The 15413-nt window shown below is 71.2% G+C and carries 12 protein-coding genes; 6 read left to right on the forward strand and 6 right to left on the reverse strand.

Features of this window, described 5'->3' with window-relative positions:
• Positions 1-50: 50 nt before the first annotated feature.
• On the forward strand, positions 51-557 hold the full coding sequence (locus ACQP1N_RS11510; protein WP_067792001.1) for a regulatory protein RecX: 507 nt from the start codon (positions 51-53) through the stop codon (positions 555-557).
• Positions 558-1050: 493 nt separating this feature from the next.
• Entirely contained in the window at positions 1051-2622 is a 1572-nt protein-coding gene (rny, locus tag ACQP1N_RS11515; RefSeq protein WP_067791998.1) for a ribonuclease Y, read from the forward strand.
• A gap of 47 nt (positions 2623-2669) precedes the next feature.
• Here rny and ACQP1N_RS11520 read toward each other — a convergent pair whose 3' ends face one another.
• The 5 genes from ACQP1N_RS11520 to ACQP1N_RS11540 all read right to left on the reverse strand — a co-directional run bounded on the left by ACQP1N_RS11520 (position 2670) and on the right by ACQP1N_RS11540 (position 8396).
• The gene (locus ACQP1N_RS11520; RefSeq protein ID WP_067791995.1) at positions 2670-4703 is read right to left on the reverse strand and encodes a S9 family peptidase; all 2034 of its coding nucleotides are present in this window, start codon (positions 4701-4703) and stop codon (positions 2670-2672) included.
• A gap of 151 nt (positions 4704-4854) precedes the next feature.
• The gene (locus ACQP1N_RS11525; RefSeq protein ID WP_067791992.1) at positions 4855-5847 is read right to left on the reverse strand and encodes an amino acid ABC transporter permease; all 993 of its coding nucleotides are present in this window, start codon (positions 5845-5847) and stop codon (positions 4855-4857) included.
• The gene (locus ACQP1N_RS11530; protein ID WP_433231058.1) at positions 5844-6527 is read right to left on the reverse strand and encodes an amino acid ABC transporter permease; all 684 of its coding nucleotides are present in this window, start codon (positions 6525-6527) and stop codon (positions 5844-5846) included. The genes ACQP1N_RS11525 and ACQP1N_RS11530 overlap by 4 nt, the downstream gene beginning before the upstream one ends.
• Positions 6528-6687: 160 nt before the next feature.
• The gene (locus ACQP1N_RS11535; protein ID WP_067791985.1) at positions 6688-7557 is read right to left on the reverse strand and encodes a glutamate ABC transporter substrate-binding protein; all 870 of its coding nucleotides are present in this window, start codon (positions 7555-7557) and stop codon (positions 6688-6690) included.
• 20 nt (positions 7558-7577) lie between these two features.
• Complete coding sequence (locus tag ACQP1N_RS11540; protein ID WP_084262283.1) at positions 7578-8396, reverse strand: amino acid ABC transporter ATP-binding protein; 819 nt, start codon at positions 8394-8396, stop codon at positions 7578-7580.
• Between the two features lie 190 nt (positions 8397-8586).
• Here ACQP1N_RS11540 and miaB point away from each other — a divergent pair, with 190 nt between their 5' ends.
• From miaB to dapF, 4 genes are all read left to right on the forward strand, one after another.
• Complete coding sequence (miaB, locus tag ACQP1N_RS11545) at positions 8587-10119, forward strand: tRNA (N6-isopentenyl adenosine(37)-C2)-methylthiotransferase MiaB (protein WP_067791983.1); 1533 nt, start codon at positions 8587-8589, stop codon at positions 10117-10119.
• Between the two features lie 39 nt (positions 10120-10158).
• A complete protein-coding gene (locus ACQP1N_RS11550; RefSeq protein WP_084262282.1) occupies positions 10159-10872 on the forward strand; it encodes a hypothetical protein in 714 nt (237 codons plus the stop codon).
• Between the two features lie 109 nt (positions 10873-10981).
• Positions 10982-11872 carry a tRNA (adenosine(37)-N6)-dimethylallyltransferase MiaA gene (gene miaA / locus ACQP1N_RS11555; protein ID WP_433232668.1) on the forward strand — a complete coding sequence of 297 codons (891 nt, stop codon included), beginning with the start codon at positions 10982-10984 and terminating at the stop codon, positions 11870-11872.
• A 43-nt stretch (positions 11873-11915) separates the two neighbouring features.
• Complete coding sequence (gene dapF / locus ACQP1N_RS11560) at positions 11916-12716, forward strand: diaminopimelate epimerase (RefSeq protein WP_067791977.1); 801 nt, start codon at positions 11916-11918, stop codon at positions 12714-12716.
• A gap of 254 nt (positions 12717-12970) precedes the next feature.
• Here the strand turns inward: dapF and ACQP1N_RS11565 are convergent, their stop codons facing one another.
• Entirely contained in the window at positions 12971-14932 is a 1962-nt protein-coding gene (locus ACQP1N_RS11565) for a sensor histidine kinase (protein ID WP_433231064.1), read from the reverse strand.
• Positions 14933-15413: the final 481 nt, after the last annotated feature.

The following is a 15413-nucleotide window of genomic DNA, read 5'->3' on the forward strand; positions in this document are numbered from 1 at the left end:
GCGATCGGTGCACGGACCTTCCCCGGCGGCGCCGCCGCTCCCACGGCCGCATGAGCGATCCCGAGGCCAGGGCCCGCGAGATCTGCCTGCGTCTGCTGTCGGCGTCGCCCCGCACGCGGGCCCAGCTCGCGAGCGCCCTGCGCCGCAAGGACATCCCGGACGAGGTGGCCGAACGGGTCCTCTCCCGCTTCACCGACGTCGGCCTCATCGACGATGAGGCGTTCGCGCGGGCCTGGGTCCGGTCCCGGCATGCCGGCCGCGGCCTGGCCAGGCGAGCCCTGGCCGCCGAGCTTCGCCGCCGCGGCGTGGCCGAGGACACCGTCGACGAAGCCGTCGAGTCCCTGGACCCCGCCGAGGAGGAGGAAACCGCCCGCGCCCTGGTTCACCGCAAACTCCCGGCCACCAGGGGCGCCGACCCCGCCAAGCGCATGCGCCGCCTGGTGGGCATGCTCGCCCGCAAGGGCTACCCGCCCGGCCTCTCCTACCGGGTGGTCAAAGAGGCGCTGGCCGAAGAGAGCACCGACCTGGAGACCATCCCCGACGACGCCTTCGACTGACCACCTTCCATACGGGGCGGGTCATATGGGGCAGGTCATACGGGGCAGGCCCGCGCCCCGCGCACGGACGTGGGCCGGTGACACTCCGGGTTGCGGAGCGGGGTGACTGCCGGGTGAGGTGTTTTCTGACTCTCCCCCACAAGAGTGATCGGCCTGGTGAGAAGGGGCGTGGAGGGTCGGGAAGGGCGGTAAGGAAGGAGTCACGCTGACGTTCGGTTAGTCCGGAATGCCCTTCGTTTGCTTGCTCATTACCTCCGCGCCGCTTACCGTTACGGCAGTGAGGAGTTACTCCGCGTCTTGCGGATTGCCATACGACCGAGCACGTTCCAGCAGCTGAGAGGCACACAGGACACCGTTCGCCGACCGGATACGGCCGGGGCATCGGGGCGCGCCGCGCGTGGCCCCGCGATGTCGTGCATCCGAGCGCGAGTAAATCCTCGCTAGGCAGGGTCCCGAAGTCCGGAGGGGCCCGCGGCGAGGAAGGATCTGCCTCATGGAGAGCGTCCTGCTGGGTGCAGCTCTGCTGGTGACCCTGGTCGCTCTCATCATCGTCGTCCTGTGGCGCCCCGGCACGCCCGGGAAGGCCGCGGCGGAGATGGCCCGCGCGCAGAGCGAGGCCGACGAGATCCGGTCGAAGGCGAAACGGGACGCGCAGGAAACCCTGGAGAAGGCCGAGCAGGAGGCGCAGCAGATCGCGTCCGCGGCGCGCACCGAGGCCGAGGAGGAGGGCCGGACCCTCCGGGACGACCTGCGGACCGTCCGGGAGGATCTGGAGCGCCGGGAGGCGCGTCTCGCCGAACGCGAGCAGCGGCTGGACGGCGAGGTCCGCCGGCTGGAGGAGTGGCAGGAACGGCTCGCCGCGGCCAAGCACGCGCTGGAGGCCCGCAAGGAGGAACTGGCCGGCGTCGCCGAGGAGCGGCGCAAGATCCTGGAGCGGGCGGCCGGGCTCACCGCCGAGCAGGCCAGAGGCGAACTGGTCGCGGCGATCGAGAACCAGGCGAAGCGGGAGTCGATCCCCATCGTCCGTGAGATCGAGAACGCGGCGCGGGCGGAGGGCGAAAAGCGCGCCCGCAAGATCGTGACACTGGCGATCCAGCGGGTCGCGAGCGACCAGACGGCCGAGTCCGTCGTGTCGGTGCTGCATCTGCCGAGCGACGAGATGAAGGGCCGCATCATCGGCCGCGAGGGCCGCAACATCCGCGCGTTCGAGACGACGACCGGCGTCAACCTGATCATCGACGACACGCCCGAGGCGGTGCTGCTGAGCTGTTTCGATCCGGTGCGGCGGGAGGTCGGCCGGCTGACGCTGGAGAAGCTCGTCCTGGACGGGCGCATCCACCCGCAGCGCATCGAGGAGATCTACGAGCGCAGCAAGAGCGACGTGGAGCAGTTGTGCGTGCGGGCCGGCGAGGACGCACTGGTCGAGGTCGGCATCGGCGACATGCACCCGGAGCTGATCGCGCTGCTCGGGCAACTGCGGTACCGGACGTCCTACGGGCAGAACGTGCTGAAGCACCTGATCGAGTCCGCGCATATCGCCGGGGTCATGGCGAGCGAGCTGAGGCTTCCCGTGGAGGTCGCCAAGCGATGCACGCTGCTGCACGACATCGGCAAGGCGCTCACCCACGAGGTGGAGGGCAGCCACGCGCTGATCGGCGCCGAGATCGCGCGCCGCTACGGCGAGCACGAGGATGTCGTCCACGCGATCGAGGCCCACCACAACGAGGTCGAGGTCCGGACGGTGGAGGCCGTCCTCACCCAGGCGGCGGACGCGGTGAGCGGCAGCCGGCCCGGAGCGCGCCGGGAGTCCCTGGAGGCGTACGTCAAGCGCCTGGAGCGGCTCGAGCAGATCGCCCGCGACAAGCACGAGGGCGTGGAGAAGGTCTTTGCGATGCAGGCCGGACGCGAGATCCGCGTGATGGTCAAGCCGGACACGGTCGACGACATCCAGGCACAGGTCATCGCCCGCGACATCGCCAAGCAGGTCGAGGACGAGCTGACCTACCCGGGCCAGATCCGTGTCACCGTGGTGCGGGAGTCCCGGGCGACCGAGTTCGCCCGCTGAGCCCCGGTCCGGCGCCCGCCCGCCGGAGAGCGGACGGGCGGGACGGATCAGCCGACCGTGAGGTTGATCGGCTCCACGCCGCGCGGTTCGAAACCGAGGGTCTGGCCGTAGAAGGCGAGTTCCGCCTCCAGGCAGCGGATCATCGTGTCGGCCTTCCGGAAGCCGTGCGACTCGCCCTCGAACGTGAGGTAGGCGTACGGCATCTTCTTGTCGGCCAGCGCCAGCGCGAAACGCTCGGACTGGTCCGGCGGCACGACCGGGTCGTTCAGCCCCTGGAGCAGCAGGACGGGGCACGCCGTCCGGTCGGCGCGGCCGAGCGGTGAACGCTCCTCGTAGGCGCGCTCGAAGCCGGGCAGGGGGCCGATGAGCCCGAACAGGTAGTGCGACTCGAAGTCGTGCGTGGCCTCGGCGAAGCTCTGCAGGTCGCTGATGCCGAAGTAGGACGTCGCGGCCTTGAACAGGTCCGTCTGGGTGATCGCAGCGAGCGTAGTCCAGCCGCCCGCGGAACCGCCCCGGATCGCCAGCCGTGCCGGATCGGCTATGCCACCGTCCACGAGTGCCTGAGCCGCGGCTATGGCGTCCTCTACGTCGACGACGCCCCACTGGCGGCGCAGCCGTTCACGGTAGGCGCGGCCATAGCCGGTCGATCCGCCGTAGTTGACGTCGATGACCCCGATGCCGCGGCTGGTGAAGTAGGCCCGCTCCAGGTCGAGCACCGTGGAGACCCGCTGGGTGGGGCCGCCGTGCACGAACACCACGTACGGCGGCAGTTCACCCTCGGGCCCCGCCGCCTCCGGGTTGGTCGGCGGGAACACGTACGCGTGGACGGGACGCCCGAACGGCCCCTCCAGGCGTTCGGCGCGCGGCCTGGACAGGTACGCGACGTCCGGCAGCTCGGCCAGCTCGCGCCGCAGCCCCTCGACGCGCCCGGTCGTGGTGTCGACGCGGACGACCGAGGGCGGCAGGTCGGGCCCGCCGGCGATGCCGACGATCGTCGTCCCGTCCGCGGACAACTGCGTCGCCCAGTGCTCGTACGGGACCTCCAGGTCGACGAGGTCGAGGGTCTCCGGATCGTAGACGCCGAGCCGCATGTCGCCCTCGCCGTGCAGGACGGCGAGCCGCCCGTCGCTGAGCAGCGCGTACGGCATGCCGCCGAGCTGCCACAGCGGGCCGGTGAACTCCTCCTCGGCCGGGTAGAGGGCCTGCGGCGACTCACCGTGCAGGCCGACCTGGTAGATGTTCCACCAGCCGGGCCAGTCGGAGATCACGTACAGGGACTCGTCGTCGCGCCACAGCGGCGCCAGGGCCGACTCGGTGAGCCCGCCCTTGACGGTCCTGGGCGCGACCGTCGCACCGTCCTCGATGGCCGCCACGCGCAGCTCGGTGCCGTCCCACGGCATGCGCGGGTGGTTCCACTGCACCCACGCCAGGTGCCCGCCGCCCGGCGACGGGACGGGCGAGGCGTAGAACTGCGCACCGGTGACCAGCTCGCGGATCGCGCCGGCGTCCCCGGCGGCGCTGCCGTCCAGCGGGACGGCGACGATGGCGCGCCGGATCCCGGTGGTGCCCGGCTCCTCCGCCGGAGGGTGCCCGGCGTCCTCGCCCTCGGCGGGCGCGGGCTCGGCCGGCGCCGTGATGTGGCCTTCGCACACGCACCAGATCTCCGTCCCGTCCGGGGACAGGACGTAGTCGGCGTAGCGCAGCCCCGCCGGGACGGCCGGTTCGGGCGTCAGCGGGTACGGCTTGGGGTCGCCCTCGTCGAGCCGGTGGAGCCGCTGGTCGTCGTAGTTGGAGAACACGACCGACCAGCCCTCGCCGGTACGGATCGGCAGGTAGGACCGGCCCCCGTACTCGTGGACGCGGGTACGGGCGTCCCACGGCGCCTGGAGCAGATCCGTGCGATGACCGCCGTTGAGATGGACGACCGTGGTCCGCCCGCCCTCCTCGGGCCGGGTCTCCTGCCACCACACGTCATCGCCCGCGACGGTGGGAAAACTGAGGCGCAGCCGGGCGCGGGCGACATCGGCCGCGGAGATGGGGGAGGGCCAGGAGCCGTAGGGGAGGGTCGCACGAGCGGTCATAACAGGAATCGTCCCGCATACGGGGATCGGTTGGGGCCATGACGGCCTGTTTGACTTCGGAAAGATACATGCAGGCCACCGGCGGACTCGCCGGCAACAGAGCGGGGGTGCCGCCGGAACCGGCGGCACCCCCGCACGGGCGCTCAGGAGGTCAGGCCAACGGGACGGGCTGCCCGGTGACCCCGACCCCCGGCACGGGCGGCGGCCCGCCCGCGTCCATGGGCCTGGCCTGGGTCTTGCGGCTGCGGCGGCTGCGGGACTCCAGCGCCGTCGCCAGCCGGCTCACCGACATGTTGATCGCGATGTAGATGACCGCGACCACGATCCCGGCCTGCAGGACGTTGTTGCTGTAGTTGGCGGGTACCTGCTTGAAGCCGGCCTGCAGCAGTTCGGGGTAGGCGATGATGAACCCGAGCGCGGTGTCCTTGAGCAGGACGACGATCTGGCTCACGATGGCCGGCATCATCACGGTGATGGCCTGCGGCAGCAGGACGAGCCGCATGACGCCGTTCTTGCGCAGCCCGATGGAGTAGGCGGCCTCCGCCTGCCCCTTCGGAATCGACAGGACGCCCGCGCGGACGACCTCGGCGAGCACCGACCCGTTGTACAGGGTGAGGCCGAACACGACCGCGGCGAACGCGGGCACGGTGACCACGCCGGCGTTGCTCTCCACGCCGAAGATCGAGAAGAAGTAGTCGACCGACAGGCGCTGCAGCTGGCCGAACTGGGACTCGGCGATCGCCGGGCTGATCTTGTTCGGGACGAAGAACGCCAGGAAGATCAGGATCAGCAGCGGGAGGCCGCGGAAGAACTCCACGACGGCCCCGGCGGGGAGCCGGATCCACCAGTGGTCGGAGAGCCGGGCCAGGCCGAACACGACGCCGAACAGCAGCGCGAGGACGGTCGCGACGGCGGCGGCCTTCAGGGTGCTCAGCAGGCCGGGGATGATCAGGTGCCGCCAGACGGTCCACTTGGTGAACGGCGTCCAGAGCTTCTCCGCGAGCTGGCCCTTGTCGGCGAGGCGCCAGATGAGCGCGGCGAAGACGGCGGCGATCACCACCGACACGATGACGGTGAGGATCGTGTTCCGCGTGCGCGCCTTCGGCCCTGGGATGTCGAAGAGTACGGTCGCTTCCTTGCTCATCGCGCCACCGCCATCCGCTTGGCCAGCCAGCCGAAGAAGTATCCGGTCGGCAGGGTGAGGATCAGGAAGCCGACGGCCACGCCGAGGAACAGCGGGATGACGCCGTTGGCGAACGTGGGCTTGTCAACGATCGTCTTGGTGACCAGCGCCACCTCGGCGTAGCTCGCCGCGGCGGCCACCGTGGTGTTCTTGATCATTGCGATGAAGACGCTGCCCAGCGGCGCGATGATCGCCCGGAACGCCTGCGGCAGGATGATCGTGCGCAGCGACTGGGTGAAGGTCAGCCCGATCGACCGCGCCGCCTCCGCCTGCCCCAGCGGGACGGTGTTGATGCCCGAGCGGAGCGTCTCGCAGACGAAGGCCCCGGTGTAGGCGGACAGGCCGAGGACGGCCCACCAGTAGTAGGTGACCGACGAGTTCGAGGAGAACTTCAGCGCGAGGATGTCGTTGAGGCCGAGGCTGCACATCAGCAGCACCAGCGTCAGCGGCGTGTTGCGGACGATGCTGACGTAGCCCGTGCCGAAGGCGCGCAGCACCGGCACCGGGGCGACGCGGAAGCTCGCCAGGACCGTGCCGATGACGAGGGAGAGCACCGCCGCGGCGGCCGCCAGGCGGATCGTCGCCCAGAACCCCTGGAGGATCTCGTCGAAGCTGTCGAAGAACGGGCTGAAGTCAAACATTGCTCAGCTGTTTCATGGCGTTCCAGCGATGTCGGGCCGGCCGTCGGCCCCGGCCGTCGGGCCGGCGGCCGGGGCCGACGGGGTCAGGCCGGGCCGGTGCGTCCCCCGGAGAACCTCTCCCGGGACGCACCGGCCTGACGGGCGTCGGGCGCCGTCCCGATCAGGAGCAGCCCTCCATCTGCGGGACGGTCGTGGTGAACTTCAGCCCGGTGCCGACGAAGTGCTTCTCCAGCAGCGTCTTGGCGGTGCCGTCGGAGTACATGTCGTTGATGGCCTTGTTGACGGCCTCGCAGGTCTCGGTGTCGCCCTTCTTGAGGCCGACGCCGTACTTCTCGTCGGTGAAGGGGTCGTTGATGACCTTGAAGGCGCCCTTCTGCTGGTTGGCGAACCCGGCGAGGATCAGGTCGTCGGTGCTGACCGCGTCCAGCGCCCCGGACTTCAGCTTGCTCACGCACTCGGAGTAGCTGCTGGCGTCCACCAGCGTGACGCCCTTGATGTTGAGCTTGCCGTCCGGCGGGCCCTCGGTGATACGGCGGAAGGAGTTGGACCCGGCCGCCTTGCAGAGCTTCTTGCCCTTGAGGCCGGCGGCCTTCTTGATGCTGTTGTCGCTGGCCTTCACCATCGTGTCCTGGTGCGCGATGTAGTAGGGACCGCCGAAGGTCACCTGGCTCTTGCGCGCCTCGGTGATGGAGTAGGTGGCGACCACGAGGTCGACCTGCCCGCCGCCCAGGAACGACTCACGGTTCGCCGAGGTCGTCTCCTTGAAGGTGATGCCGCTCGCGGGGACGCCCAGCTTCTGGGCGATGTACTTGGCGACGTCCACGTCGAAGCCGTCGTAGGTGCCGTCCGGTTTCTTCAGGCCCAGCGCCGGCTGGTCGAATTTGATGCCGATCGTCAGTTTCTTGTCGGCCTTGGCCTTCTGGACGACCGTCTTGGCCTCGGTCTTCTCCGCGTCGCTGCCACATGCGCTGAGCGCCAGGGACAGCGCCATCCCCGCTCCGATGAGGGCTCCGAAACGACGTACTCGCATTTCTCGTCCTGCCTTTGCTCTCAGTGGGTGAGGATCTTGGAGAGGAAGTCCTTCGCGCGGTCGGTGCGCGCGTTGGTGAAGAACGCGTCGGGGGCGTTCTCCTCGACGATCTGGCCGTCCGCCATGAACACGACCTTCTGCGCGGCCCTGCGCGCGAACCCCATCTCGTGGGTGACGACGATCATCGTCATGCCCTCGCGGGCGAGGCTCGTCATGACGTCCAGCACCTCGTTGACCATCTCGGGGTCCAGTGCCGAGGTCGGCTCGTCGAAGAGCATCACCTTGGGCCTCATCGCGAGCGAGCGCGCGATCGCCGCCCGCTGCTGCTGTCCGCCGGACAGCTGCGCCGGGTACTTGCCGGCCTGGTTGGCGATGCCGACCCGGTCGAGGAGCTCCATCGCGTACTTCCGCGACTCCTCTTTGCCCTGCTTGCGGACCTTCACCGGCCCGAGCGTGACGTTCTCCAGGATCGTCTTGTGGGCGAACAGGTTGAACGACTGGAACACCATGCCGACGTCCGCGCGCAGCCTCGCCAGCTCCTTGCCCTCCTTGGGCAGTTCCTTGCCGTCTACGAGGATCCTGCCGCTGTCGATGGGCTCCAGCCGGTTGATCGACCGGCACAGGGTCGACTTGCCGCCCCCGGACGGGCCGATGACGACGACCACCTCACCCGGGTTCACGGTGAGGTTGATGTCCTTGAGGACGTGGAGGTCGCCGAAGTGCTTGTTGACGTTCTCCACCACGACGAGAGGCCGGCCGTCCGGGGAGGAGGCCGACTCCTGGATGGAGTCCTCCGGCCCGCCTTTGGTGAGGTCGAGCCCGCCTTCGCTGTCCGTCATGCGGTCGGACTCTACGTTATCGGCGGACCCGCAGAAGTTGCCACGCGGTACCGATCCGATCACGAATCCCCATGTCGGACGGGGTCTGTCGTTGCGGAGAGTGATCATCGGAGCTGAGGGGCCGGGTGCGCCTCGTGCGGCCGCACGCGTTCCATCGTGGCGTGACGTGCCCGTACCCTTGGTTACCGTCATGAGTGCGCCAATGGAGACGGCCCCCCGTACGTACGAGATCCGTACCTACGGGTGCCAGATGAACGTCCACGACTCCGAGCGGCTGTCCGGGCTGCTGGAGGCGGCCGGGTACGTCCGCGCGGAGGACACCGAACCGGACGTGGTGGTGTTCAACACCTGCGCTGTGCGGGAGAACGCCGACAACAGGCTCTACGGCAACCTCGGCCATCTGCGGCCGGTCAAGGACGGCCATCCCGGCATGCAGATCGCCGTCGGCGGCTGCCTCGCGCAGAAGGACCGCGACACCATCATCAAGCGGGCCCCCTGGGTGGACGTCGTGTTCGGCACCCACAACATCGGGTCGCTGCCCGCACTGCTGGAACGGGCCCGCGTGCAGAGCGAGGCACAGGTCGAGATCGAAGAGTCCCTGGTGACCTTCCCCTCGACGCTGCCGACGCGCCGCGAGTCCCCGTACGCCGCGTGGGTGTCGATCTCCGTCGGCTGCAACAACACGTGCACGTTCTGCATCGTCCCGTCGCTGCGCGGCAAGGAGAAGGACCGCCGGCCGGGGGAGATCCTCGCCGAGATCGAGGCGCTCGTCGCCGAGGGCGTCCTGGAGATCACGCTGCTGGGGCAGAACGTCAACGCCTACGGCTCGGGTTTCGGTGCGCTGTCCGCCGCGCCGGACGAGGTGCGCGCGATGACCAGGGGCGGCAACACGGCCTTCGCCGGGCTGCTGCGCGCCTGCGGGGGCGTGGAGGGGCTGGAGCGGGTCCGGTTCACCTCGCCGCACCCCAAGGACTTCACCGACGACGTCATCGCCGCGATGGCGGAGACGCCGAACGTGATGCCGTCGCTGCACATGCCGCTGCAGTCCGGTTCGGACGCGGTGCTGCGCGCGATGCGCCGGTCGTACCGGCAGGAGCGCTACCTCGGCATCATCGAGAAGGTCCGGGCCGCGATCCCGGACGCGGCGATCACCACCGACATCATCGTGGGGTTCCCCGGCGAGACCGAGGCCGACTTCGAGGAGACCCTGCACGTGGTGCGGGAGGCGCGGTTCTCGTCGGCGTTCACGTTCCAGTACTCCAGGCGTCCGGGAACCCCGGCCGCGACCATGGACGGGCAGCTCCCGAAGGAGGTCGTCCAGGAACGCTACGAGCGGCTCGTCGCCCTCCAGGAGGAGATCTCCTGGGAGGAGAACAAGAAGCAGCTCGGCCGCACCCTGGAGCTCCTGGTCGCCGAGGGCGAGGGGCGCAAGGACGAGGCGACCCGGCGGCTGTCCGGCCGCGCGCCCGACAACCGGCTGGTCCACTTCGCCGTCCCGGCGGAGCCGGTCCGTCCCGGCGACATGGTCACCGTCGAGGTCACCTACGCCGCACCGCATCACCTGGTCGCCGACAAGCCCGTGCCGGCCGTCCGCCGGACGCGCGCGGGCGACGCGTGGGAGGCTCGTCAGGGCGGGAACGGCGGTCAGAAAGGCGTGTCGCTGGGGATGCCCTCGATCGGGCGCCCGGCCCAGCCGTCGTCCCCCGGCCACGGCTGCTCCTGAGCGGGTCATCGCGGCCGGTCCGGTTCCCAAGGAGGCAGCGTGCTGGTAGCGGCGGCGGTGTGCCCGCATCCGCCCGTACTCGTCCCGGAGATGGCGGGGGAGGCGGCGCCGGAGCTCGACGCGGTGCGCGCCGCGTGCGACCGGGCCATCGGCCACCTCGCGGGAGCGGACGTCCTGATCGTCGTCGGAGGAGGTGCGCAGACGTGCTCCTATGGGACGGACGCCTACGCGACGCTCCGGCCCTACGGGCTCGACTGGACGAGCCCAGGCGACCCCAAGGGCGACGCTGAGGCACTGCCGTTGTCGTTGACGATCGGGCACTGGCTGCTGGAACGGCGGGGCTTCGAGGTCGGCGCGCACTATCAGGCCGTCGCCTTCGACGCCGAACCAGAAGAGTGCCTGGCGCTCGGGCGGGGTCTGGCAGGGGCGGCCGACCGCGTCGCGCTGCTGGTGATGGGTGATGGGTCGGCCTGCCGCTCGGAGAAGGCGCCCGGGTATCTCGATGAGCGCGCGCTTCCCCATGACGAGGGCGTGGCGCGCGCGCTTGGCACGGCCGACGCCGCCGCCCTGGCCGCCCTGAGCCCCGAGGTCTCCCGGGACCTCCAGGCGGCGGGGCGTGCGGCGTGGCAGGTGCTGGCCGGTGCAACCGGTGGTGCGGCCGGTCTCGCCGGCGACCTGCTCGCCCACGAGGCGCCGTACGGTGTCGGCTACTTCGTGGCGTGCTGGTCGCGGACCGGCCGCCCGGCGGGTTAGGACGGCCGCCCGCCGCGCCGGCCGGGCTCACCGCCCGCCCGTACCCGCACCGCCCGGCCATGCCCGTTCTGTTGCGACAATCGATCCCGTGACCTCACCTCATGCCCCTGTGATCGCGGTGGTCGGGGCGACGGCCGCCGGCAAGTCCGATCTCGCCGTGGAGCTGGCGCTGCGCCTGGACGGGGAGGCGGTCAACGCCGACTCGATGCAGCTCTACCGCGGCATGGACATCGGCACGGCCAAGCTGTCCGCGGCCGAGATGCGCGGGGTTCCCCACCACCTGCTGGACGTCTGGGAGGTGACGAAGACCGCGAGCGTCGCCGAATACCAGCGGCTCAGCGCCGACGCGATCGCCGGCGTCCGGGGCCGCGGGCGGACGCCGATCCTGGTCGGCGGATCGGGCCTTTACGTGCGGGCCGCCCTCGACCACCTGGAGTTCCCGGGGACGGACCCGGCCGTCCGGGCGCGCCTGGAGGACGAACTGGCGCAGGCCGGGCCCGGCGTGCTGCACGAACGGCTGCGCGGACTGGACCCCGCGGCGGCCGAGGCGATCCTGCCGAGCAACGGCCGCCGGATCGTCCGGGCCCTGGAGGTCATCGAGATCACCGGCCGCCCGTTCACCGCGACGCTGCCCGAGCACCGGTACCGCTACGACGCGGTCGTGCAGATAGGGCTGAGCGTCCCGCGCGAGGCGCTGGACGAGCGCATCGCGCTGCGCGTGGAGCGCATGTGGGACGCGGGCCTGGTCGACGAGGTCCGCGAGTTGGAGAAGAAGGGCCTGCGGGACGGCCTGACCGCCGGGCGCGCCCTCGGCTACGCGCAGGTCCTCCGGTTCCTCGCGGGGGAGTGGACGCAGGAGCGGGCGAAGGAGGACACCGTCCGGACGACCCGGCGTTTCGCCCGCAGGCAGGAGGCGTGGTTCCGCCGCGACCCCCGCGTCCAGTGGCTGCCCTACGACGCTCCCGACCTGGTCGAACGCGCGCTCGCCCGGATCGGCTGACGCGCCGGGCGGGGTCGTCCGGCGCAGGCAATACGATCGGGGGATGCGGTTCGTCAAAGGCCACGGCACCGAGAACGACTTCGTGATCCTCCCCGACCCGGACGGCGCGCTCGACCTCACTCCGCGGGCCGTCGCGCGGCTGTGCGACCGGCGGGCCGGGATCGGCGCCGACGGCGTCCTGCGCGTCGTCCGGACGAAGGCGGCCGGGTACGAGGCCGACGCCGAGTGGTTCATGGACTACCGCAACGCCGACGGCGGCATCGCCGAGATGTGCGGCAACGGGGTGCGCGTCTTCGCCCGCTACCTGGTCGACGCGGGCCTGGCCGCGCCCGGCGAGTGGGACGTGGCGACCCGCGCGGGCCTGCGGCGCGTGACGCTCGGCGCGTCCGGCGACGTGAGCGTGGACATGGGGCCGCCCGAACTCCTCGGCTACGGCGAGGCGACCCTGGCGGGGGCGACGTTCCAGGGCCGGCGGGTCAGCATGGGGAACCCGCACCTGGCGTGCCGCGTGGACGGGCCGGTCGACGCCCTGGACCTGTCGCGCGCCCCCGGCTTCGACCCGGCCGCGTTCCCCGACGGGGTGAACGTCGAGTTCTTCCGCGCCGTCGGGGAGCGGCACGTGGAGATGCGGGTGTACGAGCGCGGCTCCGGCGAGACCCGCTCCTGCGGCACCGGCACGGTCGCCGTGGCCGCCGCGGCGTCCCTGGGGACGCCGGGCGCGTCCGAATGGACCGTGGACGTTCCCGGTGGCCGGGTGACCGTCACCTTCGACGGGGAGACCAGCCATCTGCGGGGCCCCGCCGTGCTGGTCGCCGAGGGTGAGACCCACCCCGGCTGGATCTGACGGAACCCCTTCTCACCAGGGAATGCGCGCGTTCCGCGGCCGTCCCGGCTTGAACGGGACAAGTGTCCCTCTCCAACGGGACCTTCCGCCGCATAACTTCTTTCTTGCACACCCTCTGGTGAATGGCCCGTATGGACCGGGATGGGAGCCCCGGAGCCGTACGGAGCCAGAGGGCCGGTGGCGACCTTCTTGGCGGGGGGCGGTCACCGGCCCTCCCACCAGGGGTGATGCCGAAGATCCCCGTGAAGGGCACGTCAGGGATGGACGCCGTTGACCGGCAGCCTGGCCCGGACCAGTGTCCCGCCCTTGGGGCCGGGCCCCACCGTGCAGGACCCTCCGAGTTCGGCCGCGCGTTCCCGCATGGACGACATGCCGACGCCGGAACGCACGTGCGCGGGCAGCCCCACTCCGTCGTCCCCCACCGTGACGTGCAGGTCGCCGTTCAGGCACAGCCGCACCTCGGCGCAGCCGGCGCCGGCGTGCCGGTGGACGTTCGTCAGCGCCTCCTGGACGATCCGGTACGCGGCGACCTCGGCCGCGGCCGGCAGGCCCTGCAGGTCGCCCTCGACGCGCACGTCCACCCGCGGACCGTCCCCGGTGGCGACGACCCCGCCGAGCGCCTGGATCGCGCCTTCCAGCCCCAGATCGTCCAGTGCGGGCGGACGCAGGCCGTAGACGAGCTCCCTGATGTCGCCGATGGTGCGTCCCATGGTGGCGCGCAGATCCTCCAGGAGCGCGTCCACCGCCCCGGGGTCGGTCTTCAGCGTGATGCGGGCCGCGTCCACCGTCATGGCGAGGCTGGCGAGGGTGGGGCCGAGCCCGTCGTGCAGGTCGCGGCGCAGCCGCCGCCGCTCCTCCTCCCGGGTGCGCAGGATGTGCTCGCGGGAGCGCTGGACGTCCGCGGCGAGCCGCACCGCGTTCGCCAGTTCGGCGAGGTTGCGGGCGAGGACGCCCGACAGCCGCGCGTCCGGGGTGCGGGTGACGCCGAACAGCAGCCGGCCCACCGGCTCCCCGTGCCACACCAGCGGGATGAGCTGCGGCCGGCCGCCGAGGACGCCGTCCTCCGCGGAGATCGTCCGGCCGTCGCGGTCCAGGACCTCGATCACCGCGCCGGTCGCGTGCAGCGCGGAGCGGGCGACCTCGGCGGCCACGGCGAGCGCGGCACCGGGGTCGGCGGCGGTCTGCAGCCGCCGGTTGAGGCGGTCGGCGATCCGGTACGGGTCGCGTTCGCCGTGGATGAACCCGTCCACCGTGCGCTGGAGACGCCGCCGGACGGGCTCGAACACCGCGCCCGCGACGATCGCCCCGGCCAGGCCGGCGAGGGTGCCCCTGCCGTGCGCCAGCAGGCTCGCGGCGCCGACCAGCGCGAAGTACACGCCGGTGATGACGACGACGAGCCCCGCGTACACCAGCGTCCGGCTGATCACGAGGTCGATGTCGTACAGCCGGTAGCGGGAGATCGCGATGGCGATGCAGATCGGGACGGCGACGATGGTGATGTTGCGCAATGGATCCCCGATGGGGCTGTTCTCGCCGATGTAGATGACCCCCTCGGCGAGGATTCCGGGGTAGACGACCCAGGCGATCTGGCGCCGGACGTCCGGCGCCGACCGCACGAACCGGACGAGCACCGAGAACAGGCCCGCGGCCAGGGTCGCGATGATGATCGCGCTGATCGGCGGCGGGATCGCGTCGAACGGGTAGACCGACACGCCGTCGTGCCAGCGCCGCACCCCCGGATCGATCGTCAGATGAACGCAGACGATGACGGGAACGAGGCAGGCCAGGACGAGCACCGGGCGGAACCAGCGCGACACGAGCCGCCCGTCCGGGAAGATCAGCGGCAGGACCAGAGTCAGGGCGTAGGTGTCAACGGCCCACAGCCAGGTCCCGAGCCACGTGATGAATCCGGCGCCGGGCCAGCCGTGCAGGTCCGCCCATGGGCCGAGATTCAGTGACAGGACGTATACCGACGCGCTGGCACCGGCGCCGACCATCAGCCACGCGACCTTCAGCCTGGGCCGGTGCGGCAGCAGGAAGGCGCCGACCGGCGTCCAGGCGAGCGCGACGAGGATCTCCGGGTGCCACCAGACCATCCGCAGGTGGGCGGGCATCCGGGTGCCGATGATGAGCGACGTGGTGACGAACGCGACCGCGGTCAGCGCGAGCAGCGCGCCCACGCGTCCTGCCGCACGGCCGTGTTCTGCCGTTTCCATCATCCGCTCCCCGCCCGAGGTAATGGAATGTTAAAGCGTCTTGGTCACCGTCCCGCACTCCGAAGGGCGTCCGTCTCAGGACACCGGGATCCGGTTCGGTGGACGCCGGCCTGGGGCACGGTGCACTGGGACGTGCCGTGATGGTAACCGCGTAATCCGCCGAGGAGAACGGAAGACGCAGGTCAGAGTCGCAGGAATCGGACTTCGCGCACTTCGCCGCCCGGCGCGGGTGACGGCTCCGCGCCACGAGAAGGAGGGGCCTGGTCGCACCCCCGCCGCCCCCGGCCGGCCCGCGCGCACCCGCGGGTTACCGGTTCGGGTGGCCGGGTCAGGCCAGTGGAGTCAGCATGCCGTCGCGCGTCGGCGCCTTCCGCCCGGCCGGCGCCGCGGGCCGTCCCGGGGTCCTGGCGGGCGGCTGCGCCGATCTCCCGGCTCTCGGCGTTTTCCGGCGCGGTGAGTGATTGATCGATAGCATTCCGTG

The sequence above is a fragment of the Actinomadura formosensis genome (assembly GCF_050948385.1).
Taxonomy (GTDB): domain Bacteria; phylum Actinomycetota; class Actinomycetes; order Streptosporangiales; family Streptosporangiaceae; genus Spirillospora; species Spirillospora formosensis.